Annotated in this window: 15 protein-coding genes and 5 tRNA genes; 7 read left to right on the forward strand and 13 right to left on the reverse strand. The window is 69.2% G+C overall.

The genetic code is table 11. From position 1 onward, the window contains the following. Positions 1–251 precede the first annotated feature (251 nt). Positions 252–1,355, reverse strand: a complete 1,104-nt coding sequence (locus tag MQE23_RS23585) for a Glu/Leu/Phe/Val dehydrogenase dimerization domain-containing protein (RefSeq protein WP_243380194.1) — start codon at positions 1,353–1,355, stop codon at positions 252–254. A 223-nt stretch (positions 1,356–1,578) separates the two neighbouring features. Here MQE23_RS23585 and MQE23_RS23590 point away from each other — a divergent pair, with 223 nt between their 5' ends. Both MQE23_RS23590 and bldC read left to right on the forward strand, forming a co-directional pair. Further along, on the forward strand, positions 1,579–2,424 hold the full coding sequence (locus tag MQE23_RS23590) for a hypothetical protein (protein WP_020277198.1): 846 nt from the start codon (positions 1,579–1,581) through the stop codon (positions 2,422–2,424). Between the two features lie 596 nt (positions 2,425–3,020). Then, the gene (gene bldC, locus MQE23_RS23595; protein WP_003949541.1) at positions 3,021–3,227 is read left to right on the forward strand and encodes a developmental transcriptional regulator BldC; all 207 of its coding nucleotides are present in this window, start codon (positions 3,021–3,023) and stop codon (positions 3,225–3,227) included. Positions 3,228–3,712: 485 nt separating this feature from the next. On the opposite strand, the gene MQE23_RS23600 is transcribed toward bldC, so the two are convergent. From MQE23_RS23600 to MQE23_RS23630, 7 genes are all read right to left on the reverse strand, one after another. Continuing rightward, a complete protein-coding gene (locus MQE23_RS23600) occupies positions 3,713–3,889 on the reverse strand; it encodes a DUF6274 family protein (RefSeq protein ID WP_243380196.1) in 177 nt (58 codons plus the stop codon). A gap of 257 nt (positions 3,890–4,146) precedes the next feature. Next, positions 4,147–4,221, reverse strand: a tRNA-Asp gene (locus tag MQE23_RS23605). 93 nt (positions 4,222–4,314) lie between these two features. Further along, a complete protein-coding gene (gene hrpA / locus MQE23_RS23610) occupies positions 4,315–8,259 on the reverse strand; it encodes an ATP-dependent RNA helicase HrpA (RefSeq protein ID WP_243380198.1) in 3,945 nt (1,314 codons plus the stop codon). Between the two features lie 114 nt (positions 8,260–8,373). Then, a tRNA-Phe gene (locus tag MQE23_RS23615) sits at positions 8,374–8,447 on the reverse strand. Positions 8,448–8,471: 24 nt separating this feature from the next. Further along, a tRNA-Asp gene (locus MQE23_RS23620) sits at positions 8,472–8,546 on the reverse strand. Between the two features lie 37 nt (positions 8,547–8,583). Further along, positions 8,584–8,656 (reverse strand) — tRNA-Glu (locus MQE23_RS23625). Between the two features lie 80 nt (positions 8,657–8,736). Continuing rightward, positions 8,737–10,347 (reverse strand): metallophosphoesterase, encoded by a 1,611-nt coding sequence (locus tag MQE23_RS23630; protein ID WP_243380199.1) that lies wholly within the window; start codon positions 10,345–10,347, stop codon positions 8,737–8,739. Between the two features lie 83 nt (positions 10,348–10,430). On the opposite strand from MQE23_RS23630, the gene MQE23_RS23635 reads away from it, so the two are divergent. The 4 genes from MQE23_RS23635 (at position 10,431) to MQE23_RS23650 (ending at position 14,051) form a co-directional block, all read left to right on the forward strand. Beyond that, the gene (locus tag MQE23_RS23635; protein ID WP_010044994.1) at positions 10,431–10,781 is read left to right on the forward strand and encodes a metallopeptidase family protein; all 351 of its coding nucleotides are present in this window, start codon (positions 10,431–10,433) and stop codon (positions 10,779–10,781) included. A gap of 87 nt (positions 10,782–10,868) precedes the next feature. Next, on the forward strand, positions 10,869–11,411 hold the full coding sequence (locus MQE23_RS23640; protein ID WP_243380200.1) for a hypothetical protein: 543 nt from the start codon (positions 10,869–10,871) through the stop codon (positions 11,409–11,411). A gap of 318 nt (positions 11,412–11,729) precedes the next feature. Beyond that, positions 11,730–13,823 (forward strand): DEAD/DEAH box helicase, encoded by a 2,094-nt coding sequence (locus MQE23_RS23645; RefSeq protein WP_243380201.1) that lies wholly within the window; start codon positions 11,730–11,732, stop codon positions 13,821–13,823. Positions 13,824–13,978: 155 nt separating this feature from the next. Then, positions 13,979–14,051, forward strand: a tRNA-Lys gene (locus MQE23_RS23650). A gap of 187 nt (positions 14,052–14,238) precedes the next feature. Here the strand turns inward: MQE23_RS23650 and MQE23_RS23655 are convergent. From MQE23_RS23655 to MQE23_RS23670, 4 genes are all read right to left on the reverse strand, one after another. Then, the gene (locus MQE23_RS23655; RefSeq protein ID WP_243380202.1) at positions 14,239–14,475 is read right to left on the reverse strand and encodes a hypothetical protein; all 237 of its coding nucleotides are present in this window, start codon (positions 14,473–14,475) and stop codon (positions 14,239–14,241) included. 151 nt (positions 14,476–14,626) lie between these two features. Then, on the reverse strand, positions 14,627–14,797 hold the full coding sequence (locus MQE23_RS23660) for a hypothetical protein (RefSeq protein WP_243380203.1): 171 nt from the start codon (positions 14,795–14,797) through the stop codon (positions 14,627–14,629). Beyond that, on the reverse strand, positions 14,794–15,165 hold the full coding sequence (locus MQE23_RS23665) for a hypothetical protein (RefSeq protein ID WP_243380204.1): 372 nt from the start codon (positions 15,163–15,165) through the stop codon (positions 14,794–14,796). Before MQE23_RS23665 ends, MQE23_RS23660 begins: the two co-directional genes overlap by 4 nt. Before the next feature lie 53 nt (positions 15,166–15,218). Beyond that, complete coding sequence (locus tag MQE23_RS23670) at positions 15,219–15,509, reverse strand: hypothetical protein (protein ID WP_243380205.1); 291 nt, start codon at positions 15,507–15,509, stop codon at positions 15,219–15,221. A 192-nt stretch (positions 15,510–15,701) separates the two neighbouring features. On the opposite strand from MQE23_RS23670, the gene MQE23_RS23675 reads away from it, so the two are divergent. Further along, positions 15,702–16,460 carry a GntR family transcriptional regulator gene (locus tag MQE23_RS23675; RefSeq protein WP_243380206.1) on the forward strand — a complete coding sequence of 253 codons (759 nt, stop codon included), beginning with the start codon at positions 15,702–15,704 and terminating at the stop codon, positions 16,458–16,460. A gap of 57 nt (positions 16,461–16,517) precedes the next feature. Here MQE23_RS23675 and MQE23_RS23680 read toward each other — a convergent pair whose 3' ends face one another. Beyond that, positions 16,518–16,742 (reverse strand): hypothetical protein, encoded by a 225-nt coding sequence (locus MQE23_RS23680; RefSeq protein ID WP_243380207.1) that lies wholly within the window; start codon positions 16,740–16,742, stop codon positions 16,518–16,520. Between the last annotated feature and the right edge of the window lie 211 nt (positions 16,743–16,953).

The raw sequence follows: 16,953 nt of genomic DNA on the forward strand, positions 1-16,953 counted from the left end.
CGCGTTCATGGTCCGGAACGGCCTCTCCGCAGAGAGACCGGCCCGTAGGGCTTCCACGGTACCTGAGCCCGCGCCCATACGGTACGTCGCCCGTATGACGTGCCCGCGCCCAGGACCTTCGAGGCGCCCCGTCCTCGCTGGTCAACCGCGATTTTAACCACTTATCGGCGGTCGACCCGCCGGTAGAAGTGAGAGTTCTCTCTAACTGCCCACCGACGGGTACCGGCCAAACGTACGAGACCGCTCCCGAATCAGCGCGCCCGGCGGGCCGCGGCCGCGTCGTGCATGCGCTGCTCGGCGATCCGGTCGGCCGCGGCAGCCGGCGGAATGCCGTCTTCCTTCGCACGTGCGAATATGGCCAGCGTGGTGTCGAAGATCTTCGCCGCCTTGGCCTTGCACCGCTCGAAGTCGAAGCCGTGCAGCTCGTCGGCCACCTGGATGACACCGCCGGCGTTCACCACGTAGTCCGGCGCGTAGAGGATCCCGCGGTCGGCGAGGTCCTTCTCCACGCCCGGGTGGGCGAGCTGGTTGTTGGCGGCGCCGCAGACCACCTCGGCGGTCAGCACCGGCACGGTGTCGTCGTCCAGCGCCCCGCCCAGTGCGCAGGGGGCGTAGATGCCCAGGCCGTCGACGCGGATCAGCTCGGCGGTGTCCTTCACGGCGATGACGTCCCGGTGCCGCTCGGTGATCCGCCGTACGGCGTCCTCGCGCACGTCCGTGACGAAGACCTCGGCGCCCTCCTTCACGAGGTGCTCCACCAGGTGGTGGCCGACCTTGCCGACGCCGGCGATGCCGACCCGCTTCGCGCGCAGTGACGGGTCGCCCCACAGGTGCTGCGCGGAGGCCCGCATGCCCTGGTAGACGCCGTAGGCGGTGAGGACGGAGGAGTCCCCGGCGCCGCCGTTCTCCGGGGAGCGGCCGGTGGTCCAGCGGCACTCGCGGGCCACGACGTCCATGTCGGCGACGTACGTGCCGACGTCGCAGGCGGTGACGTACCTGCCGCCGAGGGAGGCGACGAACCGGCCGTAGGCGAGGAGCAGCTCCTCGGTCTTGATCCGCTCCGGGTCCCCGATGATCACGGCCTTGCCGCCGCCGTGGTCGAGACCGGCCATGGCGTTCTTGTACGACATCCCGCGGGCGAGGTTCAGCGCGTCGGCGACGGCCTCGGCCTCGTTCGCGTACGGGTAGAAGCGCGTACCGCCGAGCGCGGGGCCCAGGGCGGTGGAGTGGATGGCGATGACGGCCTTGAGGCCGCTCGCGCGGTCCTGACAGAGCACGACTTGCTCATGACCCCCCTGGTCCGAGTGGAACAGGGTGTGCAGTACATCAGCAGGTGCGCCGGTTACGTCGGTCACTGTGGTGACTCCTGAGTAAGTAGCGGCGGGTGGAAACCAGCCTCCGTGCGGGTGGCGGTGGCTGTTGAGCATGAGATTAGAGCCTGGGGGGCCCGCCGGCCGCACTCTGCTAAGGATCACCTCCGACCGGAGTACACCCGTGCGACGATTTGCATAGATTTCCCGTGCGTTCGTGAGTGGGTTCCCCAGGTTTTCGCGACGGTGTGCGGGGGAGGGAGCAGGCGTGCCCAAGGTGTCCTCGGTGATCGTCCCCTACGCGACCTATCTGCGCGTGTACGAACCGCTGGCCGCCTTCGCGGAGCCGGAGCGCAGCCACTGGGCCCGCTACGCCCGCCGTCCGGACCGTCCGTCGTACCAGGACGAACTGCGTCGTGCGCTGGCCGACTTGGCGCCCACCCCGCCGGTCCTGGTGCCGGTGCACGAGAGCGAGGACGCCTTCGTGCTGGATGTCGACGGCGTCGTCTGCGTCTGCCCCTGGCGCACCCGGCTGCGCGGCTGGCAGGCCCTGGAGGAGCTCTCCGAGGAGCTCCCGCCGCCCGTCCTGGACGCGGTCCTGCCGCCCTTCCTGCGCCACCAGGCGGCCCAGGACTACGAGCGCTGGCTGGCGGAGAACCCGGACGCCCGGCCGTGGATCCGTACGGCGACCTGGCAGGTGCCGATCAACTGGTTCGTGTTGGTCTCCGACGAGGAGCGCGAGTACGACAAGGGCGACAGCGTGGACAGCCCGCCGGTGCTGCGCTACCGCACGCCCATGGTCCAGGCCCGGCGCCGCGTGGCCCGGGGCCTGCGGGCCCTGAAGGAGGCCATGGACGAGGGGCCGCTGATCGACGGCCTGGTGGACGTCGGGCGCTGGCTGGAGGAGTTCCACCCGCGCTCGCTCGTGGAGCTGGACTACGGCGGCCTGGTGCACGCCGTGCCGCCCGGGGCGCTGGAGCACGACCACTCGGCGGCGGACGTGGCCGAGGGGATCGCCGCGCTGCGCCGGGGCGACGGGGCGGCCGCCGGGTCGGCGTACGCCCGGCTCGTGGAGCGGTGGCGTTCCGTACGCGATCTGCGGTCGGCGAACTGACCTCTGACCTTCGGTTCCTACGGACCGCTCGCGACCGGTCACGAACAGGCGTTTGACGTACCGCCCGTTTTGGGGTTTCGTCCTCGCACCGACGTTCCTGAAGAGCTCTCTGCGTGTGCTGAAGCCTTGTCAACAACGGACGTAGGTCCCGATCCGGGCGTACCTCTCAAGTAGGCCAAGCGTGACGGAGTACACGTACGAGGCCCTTGCGCCCCTTGCCCCTCCTCATGCCAAAATAGGACAAGGAGTCCGGGGGGCTCCTTCCGTCCCGTTGTGCTGCATTGTGGGCGGAATCTCAGCATTGCACGCTTTGGGGGGTCTCGTGACTCCTGATCGTCCTGTGACTGATCGTCACAGTGGCGTGACTGTCCGCTATGGCATGGTCCATCGGCTTCCGTCGCTGATGAACACCTGGGAGGGCAATTCCATCGGTTTGGCCGACGCGGCTGGACAGATGGTGTAGTTGTAGTGCCGAGGACAAGCCGTTCGTCCTATAACCGACTCGACTCGCGTCCGCCATTTCGGGCAACGCGGGTCAAGGTGCAGAATTTAGAGGAAAGAACCGAGAAGGTTCGGTTCTCCCGAGGAGGCCGCTCATGACCGCTCGCACCCCTGATGCCGAGCCGCTGCTGACCCCGGCTGAGGTCGCCACCATGTTCCGCGTCGACCCCAAGACGGTCACGCGGTGGGCGAAGGCCGGCAAGCTCACGTCGATCCGCACGCTCGGCGGGCATCGCCGCTACCGCGAGGCCGAGGTCCGCGCTCTGCTCGCGGGCATTCCGCAGCAGCGCAGCGAGGCCTGAACAACTGAATAACCGGGCAAACCGGCTGGTCCCCCATCAGTCGAGACGTCCGAACCACAGCTCCAAGCGACGCGGGTCCTGCCCCAACAGGCCCCACGCCCACGCCAGTCAGAGCTCTCCAGGCATGTAAACAGGGTGCGTCGTCGATCGCGCTGGACTCCGCCGGGTCCAGCGCGATCTTTTTTGTGTGCCGGCTGTCGGACTCGTGGCCTGGCTGTGAGCGGCCTTGTCGGAGTCTGGGGAGGGGTGTCGGATCCCCTGTGTGGGGCACCGCCGAAGGGGTGCAATTGCACATATTAAATTGACCCCTTGTAGGCGGGGTGTAAGTACCGCACTTTTCAAAACTCATGCGGTGACACCCGTCACATACCAAGCGGCTTGTTAGCTCCGCTGCGGGTGCGGTAGTGGAACCATCGGCTCCAGCGTCCCGTGTACGAACGGGTGTTGAGGCCGGTCCCCGGTCAGGCTCGCGCCGGACTCTCGTTCTAGACGGCCCCCTGGGAGGCCTGGGCGGTGCGTTGGGCGGACTGGGCGGACTCCATCGCCAGCCGCAGCAGGTGATGGCAGATCGGACAGTGGCGAGTGAGATGCCGGTACGACGACGCGGCCGCCAGGTGCGCACGGAGCAGGGCCCGCGTCTCGTGCCTAGCCGATGCCGCCATACGCCACCTCCGGAAGGCCGAACGGGAACGGCCCTGGTTTCTGGGTACCGAGGGAACGAGAGGCCGTCAAGACGGCGTGAGGGCCCGCGAGGGGGCATTGCACAGGTCAGGGGCGCACAAACGAACTTGGATGCGAGAGCGCCCGGACGACAGAAGAGCCCGGGCGACAGAAAAGCCGGGACGACAGAAGAGCCGGGACGACAGAAGAGCCCGGACGACAGAAGAGCCCGGATCCGAAGATCCGGGCTCTTTCACTGCGGTCCTGACGGGATTTGAACCCGCGGCCTCCACCTTGACAGGGTGGCGAGCACTCCAAACTGCTCCACAGGACCAGGTTTCGCGGCGCGATTCGTGCGTTGCGCTGCGAGAAGAGACTCTACAGGAGGGCGGGGTCCTGGTCGAACTCACCCTGCGTGCGCGGCCCGTCACGGCACTGCCGCGTCGATCGCCTTCACGATCCGCTTGTCGGAGACGGGGTACGCCGTGCCCAGCGCGTGGGCGAAGTAGCTGACCCGCAGCTCCTCGATCATCCAGCGGATGTCCAGGACCGACGACGGCACCGGCCGCCCCTGCGGCATCTGCTCAAGGAGCCAGGCGTACTCGTCCAGCATCTCGTGGACCTTCTGCATCCGCGTGGTGTCCCGCTGGACGTTCGTCGGCATCTGCGTCAGACGCCGGTCCGCGGCCACCAGGTAGCGCATCAGGTCCGGCATGCGGCGCAGACCCGCCTCCGTCACGAAGCCGGGCTTCACAAGGGCGTCCAGCTGCCCCCGCACGTCCTGGAGGTTCGGCAGCAGCGCGGGGCTGCGTACGGCCTTCAGACGGCGCTCACAGGCCTGCCAGGCGGCCAGCACCTGCTGCACCTGGCCCACCGTACGGACGGTCGTGTCGACGATCTCGGCGCGCACCTTGTCGTACAGCTTCCGGTACGACTCCTCGTCCCACGCCGGCCCGCCGAAGTCCGCGATCAGCTTGTCGGCGGCCGCCATCGCGCAGTCGTCGAACAGCGCCTGGATGGAGCCGTGCGGATTGGCGGACAGCGCCAGCTTCTGCGCGTTCGTCAGCTTCTCGGAGGCGAACTTCGCCGGGTTCACCGGGATGTTGCGCAGGATCAGGCGACGGGTGCCCTTCCACATGGCCTGCTGCTGTTCGGCCTCCGTGTCGAAAAGGCGTACGGAGACCGTGTCGCCGTCGTCGACCAGCGCCGGGTACGCCTTCACCGGCTGGCCGGCTCGCCGGGTCTCGAACACGCGGGTGAGCGTGCCGATCGTCCAGTCCGTGAGGCCCTTGCGCTCCAGGGACTCGCCGCCCTGGCGTTCCGCCGTGGCGGCCGCCGCCTGCGAGAGCGCCTTGCGGGCCTTCGGCCGGAGTTTGAGCTTCAGCGCCTCCAGGTCCTTGTCCTCGGCGAGCTTGCGGCGCCGCTCGTCGACGATCCGGAACGTGACCTTGAGGTGGTCGGGGACCTTGGACCAGTCGAAGTCGTCCGCCTCGAAGGGCACGCCCACCATGCGCCGCAGTTCGCGGGTCATGGTGGTGGTGAGAGGCTCCTGCAGAGGGACCGCGCGCTCGAGGAACGCCTTCGCGTAGTTCGGCGCGGGCACGTAGTTGCGGCGGATCGGCTTGGGCAGGGACCGGATGAGCTCCGTGACGAGCTCCTCCCGCAGGCCCGGGATCTGCCAGTCGAAGCCCTCGTCCGTGACCTGGTTGAGGACCTGGAGCGGGATGTGGACGGTCACGCCGTCGGCGTCCGCGCCCGGCTCGAACTGGTACGTCACCCGGAACTTGAGGTTCCCCTGGCGCCAGGAGTCCGGGTAGTCGTCCTTGGTGACCTCGCCCGCCTTCTCGTTGATGAGCATCTCGCGCTCGAAATCGAGGAAGTCGGGCTGTTCGTGCCGCTTGTGCTTCCACCAGGAGTCGAAGTGGGCGCCGGAGACCACGTGGTCGGGGATCCGCTGGTCGTAGAAGTCGAACAGCGTCTCGTCGTCGACCAGGATGTCCCGGCGCCGGGCCCGGTGCTCCAGCTCCTCGACCTCGGTGAGGAGTCTGCGGTTGTCGGAGAAGAACTTGTGGTGGGTGCGCCAGTCACCCTCGACGAGCGCGTTCCGGATGAACAGCTCGCGGCTGACCTCCGGGTCGATCCGGCCGTAGTTGACCTTCCGCTGGGCCACGATCGGCACGCCGTAGAGCGTGACCTTCTCGTACGCCATCACCGCGGCCTGGTCCTTCTCCCAGTGCGGTTCGCTGTAGGTGCGTTTGAGGAGGTGCCCGGCGAGGGGTTCGACCCACTCGGGCTCGATCTTGGCGTTGACGCGGGCCCAGAGGCGGGACGTCTCCACCAGTTCGGCGGACATCACGAAACGCGGGGGCTTCTTGAAGAGGGCCGAGCCGGGGAAGATCGCGAACTTGGCGTTGCGCGCCCCGAGATACTCGTTCTTCGCGCCCTCCTTCACGTCCTTCATGCCGAGGTGCGACAGCAGACCGGCGAGGAGGGACACGTGAATGCGGTCGGCCGGGGCGTCGTCCTCGTTGAGGTGGATGCCCATCTGCTTCGCGACCGTGCGCAACTGGCTGTAGATGTCCTGCCATTCGCGGATGCGAAGGAAGTTGAGGTACTCCTGCTTGCACATCCGGCGGAAGGAGGACGAACCGCGCTCCTTCTGCTGCTCGCGGATGTAGCGCCAAAGGTTGAGGTAGGCCAGGAAGTCGCTGGTCTCGTCCTTGAAGCGGGCGTGCTGCTGGTCGGCCTGGGTCTGCTTGTCGGCGGGGCGTTCGCGCGGGTCCTGGATGGACAGTGCGGCGGCTATGACCATGACCTCGCGGACACAGCCGTTCTTGTCCGCCTCCAGGACCATGCGGGCCAGCCGCGGGTCGACGGGCAGCTGGGCGAGCTTGCGGCCGGTGTCCGTGAGCCGCTTGCGGGGGTCCTTCTGCGCCGGGTCGAGGGCGCCCAGCTCCTGGAGGAGCTGCACGCCGTCGCGGATGTTGCGGTGGTCCGGCGGGTCGATGAAGGGAAACTTCTCGATGTCGCCGAGGCCGGCCGCGGTCATCTGGAGGATGACGGAGGCGAGGTTCGTCCGGAGGATCTCCGCGTCCGTGAACTCCGGGCGGGCGTTGAAGTCGTCCTCGCTGTAGAGGCGGATGCAGATGCCGTCCGAGGTACGGCCGCAGCGGCCCTTGCGCTGGTTGGCGCTGGCCTGTGAGACCGGCTCGATCGGCAGGCGCTGGACCTTGGTGCGGTGGCTGTAGCGCGAGATGCGGGCGAAGCCGGGGTCGATGACGTACTTGATGCCCGGGACGGTCAGCGACGTCTCGGCCACGTTCGTGGCCAGAACGATCCTGCGGCCGCTGTGCGGCTGGAAGACGCGGTGCTGCTCGGCGTGGGAGAGCCGGGCGTAGAGGGGCAGGATCTCCGTGAAGCGGTAGTTCTTCTTGGTCAGGGCGTCGGCCGTGTCGCGGATCTCCCGCTCGCCGGAGAGGAACACCAGGATGTCGCCCTGGCCCTCCTTCTGGAGCTCCTCGACCGCGTCGGTGATCGCGGTGATCTGGTCGCGGTCGGCGTCGTCGCCGTCCTCCTCCAGGAGCGGCCGGTAGCGGACCTCCACGGGGTAGGTACGGCCGCTGACCTCGACGATCGGGGCGTCGCCGAAGTGCCGGGAGAAGCGCTCGGGGTCGATGGTGGCCGAGGTGATGACGACCTTGAGGTCGGGGCGCTTCGGCAGCAGCTGGGCGAGGTAGCCCAGCAGGAAGTCGATGTTGAGGGACCGCTCGTGGGCCTCGTCGATGATGATCGTGTCGTAGGCGCGCAGCTCGCGGTCGGTCTGGATCTCGGCGAGCAGGATGCCGTCCGTCATGAGCTTGACGAAGGTGGCGTCCGGGTCGACCTGGTCGGTGAAACGGACCTTCCAGCCGACGGCCTCGCCCAGCGGGGTGTCCAGCTCCTCCGCCACGCGCTCGGCGACGGTGCGGGCGGCGATACGGCGGGGCTGGGTGTGCCCGATCATGCCGCGGACCCCGCGGCCGAGCTCCATGCAGATCTTCGGGATCTGCGTGGTCTTCCCGGAACCGGTCTCACCGGCGACGATCACGACCTGGTGGTCGCGGATGGCGTCGGCGATCTCGTCCTTCTTCTGGCTGACCGGCAGCTGCTCGGGATACGTGATCTCGGGTACGTGGGCGCGGCGCCCGGCCATCCGCTCCTCGGCCTTGCCGATCTCCGCCTCGATCTCGGCCAGCACGGCGGCGCGTGCTTCCGGCTTACGGATCTTGCGCGCACCTTCGAGCCTGCGCCCGAGCCGGTGCGCGTCGCGCAGGGACAGCTCGGTCAGGCGGGGGGCGAGGGCGCCGAGGGCGGGGGCGGATTGCGTAGACATACGCGGTCCAGGATCTCATCCCGCGGATTTTTGTGGCTAACGCTTTTGTCTCCGGCGGTCCGGCCGGGCACAACAGGAAACCCCCGCCGATGAACTCGACGGGGGTTTCCGTTGTGGCTGGGGCCGGGGTCGAACCGGCGACCTTCCGCTTTTCAGGCGGACGCTCGTACCAACTGAGCTACCCAGCCACGAGGTTTCACGTGAAACCTCAGCGGTCCTGACGGGATTTGAACCCGCGGCCTCCACCTTGACAGGGTGGCGAGCACTCCAAACTGCTCCACAGGACCAAGCGTGTCGTACGACAGTGTCGCACAGGGTGGTGCGTGCCCCCAACGGGATTCGAACCCGTGCTACCGCCTTGAAAGGGCGGCGTCCTAGGCCGCTAGACGATGAGGGCTATCGGCCCGCCTGGGCGCTTCTCAGCGCGTCGGGGACGTGAGAAGCATATGGGATGGCGGGAGCTATCGCCAAAACGGTTTAGGGGGAGGCCGTCGAGGAGGCCGTCGGGGACCCCGTCGGGGACCCCGACGGCGGCTCCGTCGTGGGGGTGGTCGGGGACTGGGTCGCGCCGGGCTGGTTCTCCTCCGGGAGGTGGCGGCTGACCTCGGCCGTCGTGAGGCCGAGGCCGCCCAGTTCGATCTCGTCCCAGGCCTGGAGGTGGCGGGTGTCCCGGTCGAAGTAGAGGATCGACGCTTCGATGGGGTCCGGGTGCTTGCCCTCGATGGCGCGCAGGCCGCTGCCGCCCGTGGAGCCCTCGATGCGGAGCCGGGTGCCGTACTTCAGGACTTCCATCTCGTCGTGGTGGATGTGGCCGGCCAGCACCAGCGGCACCTCGCCGTCGACCTCGCGGGCCGCCGACGGCTCGTGGGCCATGGCGATGTCCACCGGGGTACCGGCCGTGCGCTGGTCGCGCAGGGCCGTGGCCAGGCGGGCTCCGGCCAGCTCCTGGGACTGCTCGTTGCCGGGCTGTTTCGAGCGGTCCGGGGTGAACTGCGGGTCGCCGATGCCCGCGAAACGCAGGCCCTTGATCGTCTTGGCCCGGCCGTCGTCCAGGACGTGGACGTTCTTCAGGCCCTCCAGATAGCGCTGGGTGATCATCGAGTCGTGGTTGCCGCGGACCCAGACGTAAGGGGCCCCGAGGTCCTCGATGGGGTCCAGGAAGCCGTTCTCGGCGGCCGTGCCGTGGTCCATCGTGTCGCCCGAGTCGACGATCACGTCCACCTTGTACTGCTCCACCAGCGAGGCGATGATCTTCCAGCTCGCCGGGTTCAGGTGGATGTCGGAGACGTGCAGGACCCGGATGGTCGAGGGGTCGGGCGCGTAGGCGGGGAGGGTCGAGGTGGCGTCGTAGAGCTTGGTCACGTTGGTGACCAGGCGGGCCAATTCCTTCTGGTAGACGTCGAATTCTGTGACGATGCTGCGCGCGTTGCCGACCAGGGAGGGGGCCGAGGTGAGCAGCCCGGAGAACTTGGGTTCCAGGACGGAGTCGGGGCGCCAGGTGGCGTACGCCGTGCCGCCCGAGGCGGCGAGGAGGGTGAGCGCGAGGCCGCCGGCGGCCAGGGCGCGGCGGGGGCGGCGGTAGACCGCGAGGCCGAGCGCGGTGGCGCCGCCGACGACCGCGATGCCCGAACGGACGGCCAGGTCGAGGGTGCCGCGTCCGACGTCCTCGGTGACCTCGTCCTGGAGGCCCGAGAGCCGTTCGGGGTGGTCGACCAGGGCCTGGGAGCGGTCCGGGTCCAGCTGGTCGACGTTCACGTCCAGGCGGACGGGGGCGACGTGGCTGTCCAGCTGGAGGGCGCCCAGGGGCGAGATGTTGATTTTGGTGCCGCCGGTGAAGGAGGGGCGCAGCGTCATGGTGGTGTTCATGGGGCCGACCGGGACCCGGACGTTGCCCACGACCAGCAGGCCCAGCCAGGCGCCGAGGAGGACGACGGCCACGAGTCCCACCGCACGGGACCACGGGTGCGGCTGCGGCACGAGTTCGATCACGGCCGGGGCCTGCCGGGAGCGGTAGCGGCGGGCGAGGACGCGTGGGGCCTTGCGGATCGGGTTCAGGACACTCAGGACTGCGGCGGGGACGCGGGCCATTGGTCCCGTATGCCCAAGTCCCGGGCCGGATATGCGACGCCGGAAGGCTCTCGTACGGCTCTGTCGTGGCCGACAATGGGCCTGTGCTGGAGATGACGCGCGAGGAGTTCGAGGAGCTGGTCGCCGAAGCGCTCGACCGGATCCCGCCGGAGTTGACGCGACTGATGGACAACGTCGCGGTGTTCGTCGAGGACGAACCGCCGTCGGACGATCCCGAGCTGCTCGGGCTGTACGAGGGGACTCCGCTGACCGACCGGGGCGAGTGGTACGCGGGTGTGCTGCCGGACCGGATCACGATCTACCGGAATCCGACGTTGCGGATGTGCGAGTCGCGGGAGGACGTCGTCGCCGAGACGGAGATCACGGTGGTACACGAGATCGCGCACCACTTCGGCATCGACGACGCGCGCCTTCACGCCCTGGGTTACGGCTGAGCGGGTTGTGAATGAGGGCGGCGTGTCCTCTTGCGCGCGGCGGGAGTTGGAGGTGTTGACTTCCTCACCCTTCCCGGAGGTGGCCCCGTGCGCCCCTTGTACGTACCCGTCCGCCTGGCCGCCACGGTCGTGGCCGTCGCCGCTGCCGCCGGCTGTATGAGCGTCGGCGACGACGGCGCGGAAGGGAGCGCCAAGCCGTCGCACTCCGCCGGGCGGCACGGCGGGGAGGCGCCCGACGGCGGGTCGGCGGTGTCGGGCGGCGGTGCCGGGTTCGGCACGGCGGCCGACGGCGAGCGCGGGCACGGCAAGGGCAAGAAGGCGAAGGGGAAGAAGGGCAAGGACGGCGGGGCGGGGGAGCCGGTGTCTCCCGGGGTGTCGCCGTCCGCTGCGGTGAGCGCGCCCGCGCCGGGGCGGGACAAGCCGGGGAAGCCGGCCAGGCCGACGCCGAAGCCGCCGGCTCCGCCGACGCCCACCCGGACGGCCGAACCCGAGCCCACGCCGACGCCGACCGAGGTGACGACGTCCCCCGAGCCGACGGACAAGCCGGAGCCGTCGTCGTCGGCGCACGAGCCACCGGGGCCGCAGCTCGCCCAGCGGGAGCCGGCGCCGGAGGCGGGGTCGCCGGCGTAGCCCTGCCTGCTGGTGCCGAGGGGCGGGAACAATTCCGGGGGGTGGCTGGTTGGCAGCGACGGGAGGTTCTCCGGGCCGCTGGCCGACGGAGGGCGTCCCAACTGTCTCCTGCGGAGTCCGGTTTGCCTTGCGGGGCCCGGAGTGCGTATGGTGGCAGATCGTTTGATCCCATCTTGCCCGGCGCCACCGCAGAGCGCGCCGTGTGGCGCGTACTCTCCCTTGCCGTGGTGGACCGCATTGAGGCGGTCGTATTGCGAATCGCGAATCACGGAGTTGACGGGCGCGTGCCGACGAGACTCCGGAAGGTTTCGCATTCGCATGTCCATCGCCAGTACTGATCACGTCGTCGTGCCCGAGAACGAGGCAGCCGAGGACGCCCCCGAGGTCACTTTCGCCGACCTCGGTCTCCCCGAGGGCGTCGTCCGCAAGCTCGCGCAGAACGGCGTGACCACCCCCTTCCCGATCCAGGCCGCGACCATCCCGGACGCCCTGGACGGCAAGGACATCCTCGGCCGGGGCCGCACCGGCTCCGGCAAGACCCTCTCCTTCGGTCTGCCCGCCCTGGCCCAGCTGGCCGGCGGCCGCACCGAGAAGCACAAGCCGCGGGCCGTCATCCTCACGCCGACGCGTGAGCTCGCCATGCAGGTGGCCGACGCGCTCCAGCCCTACGGCGACGTCCTCGGCCTCAAGATGAAGGTCGTCTGCGGCGGTACGTCCATGGGCAACCAGATCTACGCCCTGGAGAAGGGCGTCGACGTCCTGGTCGCCACCCCGGGCCGGCTGCGCGACATCATCAACCGCGGCGCCTGCTCGCTGGAGAACGTGCAGATCGCCGTCCTCGACGAGGCCGACCAGATGTCCGACCTGGGCTTCATGCCCGAGGTGACGGAGCTGCTGGACCAGGTCCCCGCGGGCGGTCAGCGGATGCTGTTCTCCGCGACCATGGAGAACGAGATCAAGACCCTCGTCGACCGGTACCTGAACAACCCGGTCAGCCACGAGGTCGACGCCGCCCAGGGCGCCGTGACGACCATGTCGCACCACATCCTCATCGTGAAGCCCAAGGACAAGGCGCCGGTCACCGCGGCCATCGCCTCCCGCAAGGGCCGCACGATCATCTTCGTCCGGACCCAGCTGGGCGCCGACCGCGTCGCCGAGCAGCTGCGCGACTCCGGTGTGAAGGCCGACGCGCTGCACGGCGGCATGACGCAGGGCGCGCGGACGCGGACCCTGGCCGACTTCAAGGACGGGTACGTCAACGTGCTCGTCGCGACCGATGTCGCGGCGCGCGGCATCCACGTCGACGGCATCGACCTGGTGCTGAACGTGGACCCGGCGGGCGACCACAAGGACTACCTGCACCGCGCCGGCCGTACGGCGCGCGCGGGCCGCACCGGCACCGTCGTCTCCCTCTCCCTGCCGCACCAGCGGCGTCAGATCTTCCGGCTGATGGAGGACGCGGGCGTCGACGCCACGCGCCACATCATCCAGGGCGCCGGCGCCTTCGACCCGGAGGTCGCCGAGATCACCGGCGCCCGGTCGATGACCGAGGTCCAGGCCGAGTCCGTGGGCAACGCCGCGCAGCAGGCCGAGCGTGAGGTCGCCCAGCTCACCAAGGAGCTGGAGCGGGCGCAGCGGCGTGCGAACGAGCTGCGCGAGGAGTCCGACCGGCTGCTCGCGCGGGTCGCCCGGGAGCGCGGCGAGGAGCCGCAGGCGGCGGTGTCCGGGGAGTCCGCGGAGGTTCCGGCCGGCGTCGAGGTGTCGGTGCCGGAGCAGCGGACCGCGCAGGACGTCGAGCGCGCCGAGGCTTCCTCCGCGCCGTACGAGCGTCGGGAGCGGCGCGAGGAGCGCGGCGGGGCCGGGCGTGACCGGTACGCCGACCGCGACCGGGGTGGCCGTTCCTTCGAGCGTCGTGACGACCGTGGCGGGCGTTCCTTCGAGCGTCGTGACGACCGCGGTGGGTTCAACCGCGACCGGGACCGCGACCGCGACCGTGGCGGCCGTTCCTTCGACCGCGACCGTGACCGTGGTGGTTTCCGCCGGGACGACCGGGCTGACCGGGGCGACCGTGGCGAGCGCGGCGGCTTCCGTCGTGACGACCGTGGTGGCCGTTCCTTCGAGCGTCGCGACGACCGTGGCGGCAGCCGTTCGTTCGAGCGTCGTGACGACCGTGGCGGGCGTCCGTTCGAGCGCCGTGACGACCGCGGCGGCTTCCGCCGGGACGAGCGCACGGGGCACCGCGGCAGCGACCGTCCCTTCAACCGCGACCGCCGGGACGACCGTCCGGGCTTCCGCGCCGGCGGGCACGACCGTCCCGGGCACGACCGCCCGCAGGGCCGTCGTGACGACCACCGTGGCGGCGGTTCCTTCCAGCGCCGTGAGGACAAGCCGCGCTGGAAGCGCAACAGCTGACGCACAGGTGTGACGAGCGCCGTGGCCCCGTCCCAACGGGGCCACGGCGCTCCGCCGTTCCGGAGGGGTTTTCACACCTCCGGCACGGCCGGGTCACCGATACCCGATCGGAGACTCGGCCTCGTCCGGCTATGCTCGTGGGGGCAACATCGCCTGGGCCCTTAGCTCAATTGGCAGAGCAGTGGACTTTTAATCCATTGGTTGTGGGTTCGAGTCCCACAGGGCCTACCGAGAGGACCCCAGCTCAGACAACGTCCGAGCTGGGGTCCTGTCCGTTTTGACCCGACCGTGTGATCGTTAGCTCGCCCGATGCTCGCCCGAAGCGCAGACGATCATGGGTCCGGAAGGCTGCTCCAGCGCCCTCGCTGGCAGCGGGGACCCTGCTGTAGCACCTCTACTTGGGCAGTAGGTTCAGTCACGGCGGGGCTATGAAACGTCCTGTCGCCTTCAGCTTGCTGATGAGCGCCAGGGACGTGTCGTCCTTCAGGTCGATTCGGATCAAGACCCGCCACCCTTCCTCGTGCTGCCTCGGGGACATCTCGAAGTCGTGGCGAGCGTGGGTGATGGTGGCGGCGAGCTCACCGATCTCTCGAAGATCAATGACTCCGGTCTGGAGGTAAGCGGATCCGGACAGCTTGACGTTGTCGCTCATGGCGGCCTCCGAACGGTCGGCCCTAGGGGCAGTGTGCGCCGCGGCCCGTTGGAGCGCACATGGAGCGGCCCCGGCTGGCGTCGGGGGAGGCGCCAGGCCGGGCCGCGGGGATCGTCACCGGTGCGATCGGCGCCGCTCCGGTGACGGTGGCTCAGTACCGCCTGGAGTACGGCGCGGTCTGGGTCGGCGGGGGCTTGCACAGGAAGTAGTTCAGACACACGGTGATCTTGGTGCCCGCTCCGGTCGGCGGGGCCACGTCGATCTCCTTGGCCTCGTCGTCCTTCAGTGGCTTGCTGCAGCGCGCGCAGTACGGCACGCTCACCACCTCCTCAGGGACAGCCGGGTCAACGCTCGTCCGGTGTCACAGTGGCTATCGAGGTTGACGCCGTTCTCGCACCTCCTGCCGCAGGGCTCGCACTCCTCCTGGCAGTGGTCGAACAGCTTCAGGAACGCCGCCTCCTCGACATGCTGTCGGCAGCCGCGGGGGTGCCACTCGTACTCTCCGTCCAGCCGCCTCATCCGGCGCGGGCCGAGATTGACGGCCGCCTCGTCGGTGAGCGGAGCCTCGCTGCCGTCCCAGACGCAGGTGAACCCGCGCACCTGGTCTTCGGTGAGGTCGCCGATACTGGGGAGCTCCAGTAACGCCAACACCTGGGCTTCGGGTGTGGTCTCTGTTTCTGTGCTGCTCATCTGCTGTCCCTCGTAGCTTCTTGGTCGGCGGTCGCGGTCTCCCGGGGGTCTGGTCAGCGGCTCGTCCCTACCTGCGCCCACAGCCCGCACTCGTCGGTGGTGAGCCCGGAGATGTTGGCGAGGCCGGTGATGATCTGCCAGCCGGGCCCGTGGCTGTAGAGCAGGGGGAGCTGCTCAGGCCCGAGTGCTGTGATGCGGATGCGTGGCCCGGCCGTCGACAGGGTCATCTCTACGGCGGGGGCACCCGAGCTGAGGATCGCGACGTACAGCTCGTGCGCGATCGTCGGAGCGTCAAGGTGCCTCACGCGGCCGGCGACCCACAGGTGGACGTGGCGCGCCTCCATAGGCTCAGCCTTGAAGGGCTTTTGCCACGAATAACCCGACTCGGGCATAGCTGTCCCCCGGAGACAGACGGTATCTGAATACGGATACTGGCTTTGTGTATTCAGATCGTCACCGGGATTGGCGCTGGTCAAGTGGGGCGGGAGAGTATGCGTATACAGATTGACGCGATCAGTGGAAGCGGGAGCATCGCTGTGGCACAGCCTGAGTACCAGCGCATCGCCGCCGACCTGCGACGACGCATCGCGCCAGGCGGTGAGTTCGAGCCGGGCGACCGCATCCCGACGCTGCCTGAACTTTGCACGCACTACGCGGTCTCAGAGATCACGGTGCGGAACGCGATCCGGCTCCTCGTCGGGGAGGGCCTCCTGGAGTCCCGGGCCCGCGCGGGCACCACCGTCCGGAAGCGCCCGGCGATCCACCGGATGCCGGCCGACCGGTACCGGCAAACGCCCGGCGTGCGCTCCACCCCGTACACCCGGGATCAGGGCATCGCCTGGTCCGAGTACCGACTCGACAAGCGGTTCGAGCGCGTCCAGGCCGACGCCGAGATGGCAGGCCTGTTCGAGTGCGAGGTGGGTGAGAGGTTGTTGGCCAGGCACTTCGTGTTCTACGACAGCGACCAGCCGACGCAGATGTCCACCAGCTACGTGCGGTGGTCCGACGTCGCGGGCACTCCGGTCGCTGACCCCATCAACGAACCCTGGCCGGGTGGCACGAGGGCGCAGCTGGGCAGCCTCGGCATCCGCGTCACGCAGGTCACAGAGTCGTTCACGGCGGCCATGCCGACCGAGCTGGAGGCGGCCACGCTTCGGATCGGCTCCGGTGTGCCGGTGCTGCGGTACACCCGCCGGCACATCGCCGACACCGGCCGGGTCGTCGAGGTTGCCCACCCGATCGTGCGGCGCGGCGACACCACCATCGTCGACTTCCGTATCGACCTCGACGACTGACCCCGGGCATGACGAAGCGCCCCCGCCCTCCCGAAAGGGAAGAGCGGGGGCGCACGTTCACACTCCAGTCCGGTAGTAGTCCTCCACATCCTGAGGCGGCGGCTGCGGTGTGCCACCCATGCCCGTCACCTGATCCCGCAAGACGAGCGCCCATCGGCTGATCGACCACAGCACGCCGCGGGTCCGGGTCTGCTCCTGCCGCAGCTCCCCGCACTCCTTCTCCAGCCGCTCCACCGACGCCTGCAGCACCGAGCCTCGGAACCAGCCGACACGGACCGGCACGGGACGGCATGACGGGTGGATTCCGGATTGCATAACCGGGCCGCTGAGCAGGGCAGCTCGACAGCGCGCGACACGGGGCGGCATCGGCCGGAATGGGACGGTCCGAGGGGCCACAGACTTTTAATCCATTGGTTGTGGGTTCGAGTCCCACAGGGCCTACTGAAGGCGGGCCGGGGGAACACCCCTGATCTGCTGCGCGGCCCCCGAGCCG

This window comes from Streptomyces sp. HP-A2021 (genome assembly GCF_022807935.1).
GTDB lineage: Bacteria > Actinomycetota > Actinomycetes > Streptomycetales > Streptomycetaceae > Streptomyces > Streptomyces afghaniensis.

Excerpts from the sequence above, each read along its gene's own strand:
- bldC (WP_003949541.1), top strand. The coding sequence starts at position 3,021 with ATGACCGCTCGCACCCCTGATGCCGAGCCGCTGCTGACCCCGGCTGAG.
- MQE23_RS23600 (WP_243380196.1), bottom strand. The coding sequence starts at position 3,889 with ATGGCGGCATCGGCTAGGCACGAGACGCGGGCCCTGCTCCGTGCGCAC.
- hrpA (WP_243380198.1), bottom strand. The coding sequence starts at position 8,259 with ATGTCTACGCAATCCGCCCCCGCCCTCGGCGCCCTCGCCCCCCGCCTG.
- MQE23_RS23630 (WP_243380199.1), bottom strand. The coding sequence starts at position 10,347 with ATGGCCCGCGTCCCCGCCGCAGTCCTGAGTGTCCTGAACCCGATCCGC.
- MQE23_RS23645 (WP_243380201.1), top strand. The coding sequence starts at position 11,730 with ATGTCCATCGCCAGTACTGATCACGTCGTCGTGCCCGAGAACGAGGCA.
- MQE23_RS23655 (WP_243380202.1), bottom strand. The coding sequence starts at position 14,475 with ATGAGCGACAACGTCAAGCTGTCCGGATCCGCTTACCTCCAGACCGGA.
- MQE23_RS23665 (WP_243380204.1), bottom strand. The coding sequence starts at position 15,165 with ATGAGCAGCACAGAAACAGAGACCACACCCGAAGCCCAGGTGTTGGCG.
- MQE23_RS23670 (WP_243380205.1), bottom strand. The coding sequence starts at position 15,509 with ATGGAGGCGCGCCACGTCCACCTGTGGGTCGCCGGCCGCGTGAGGCAC.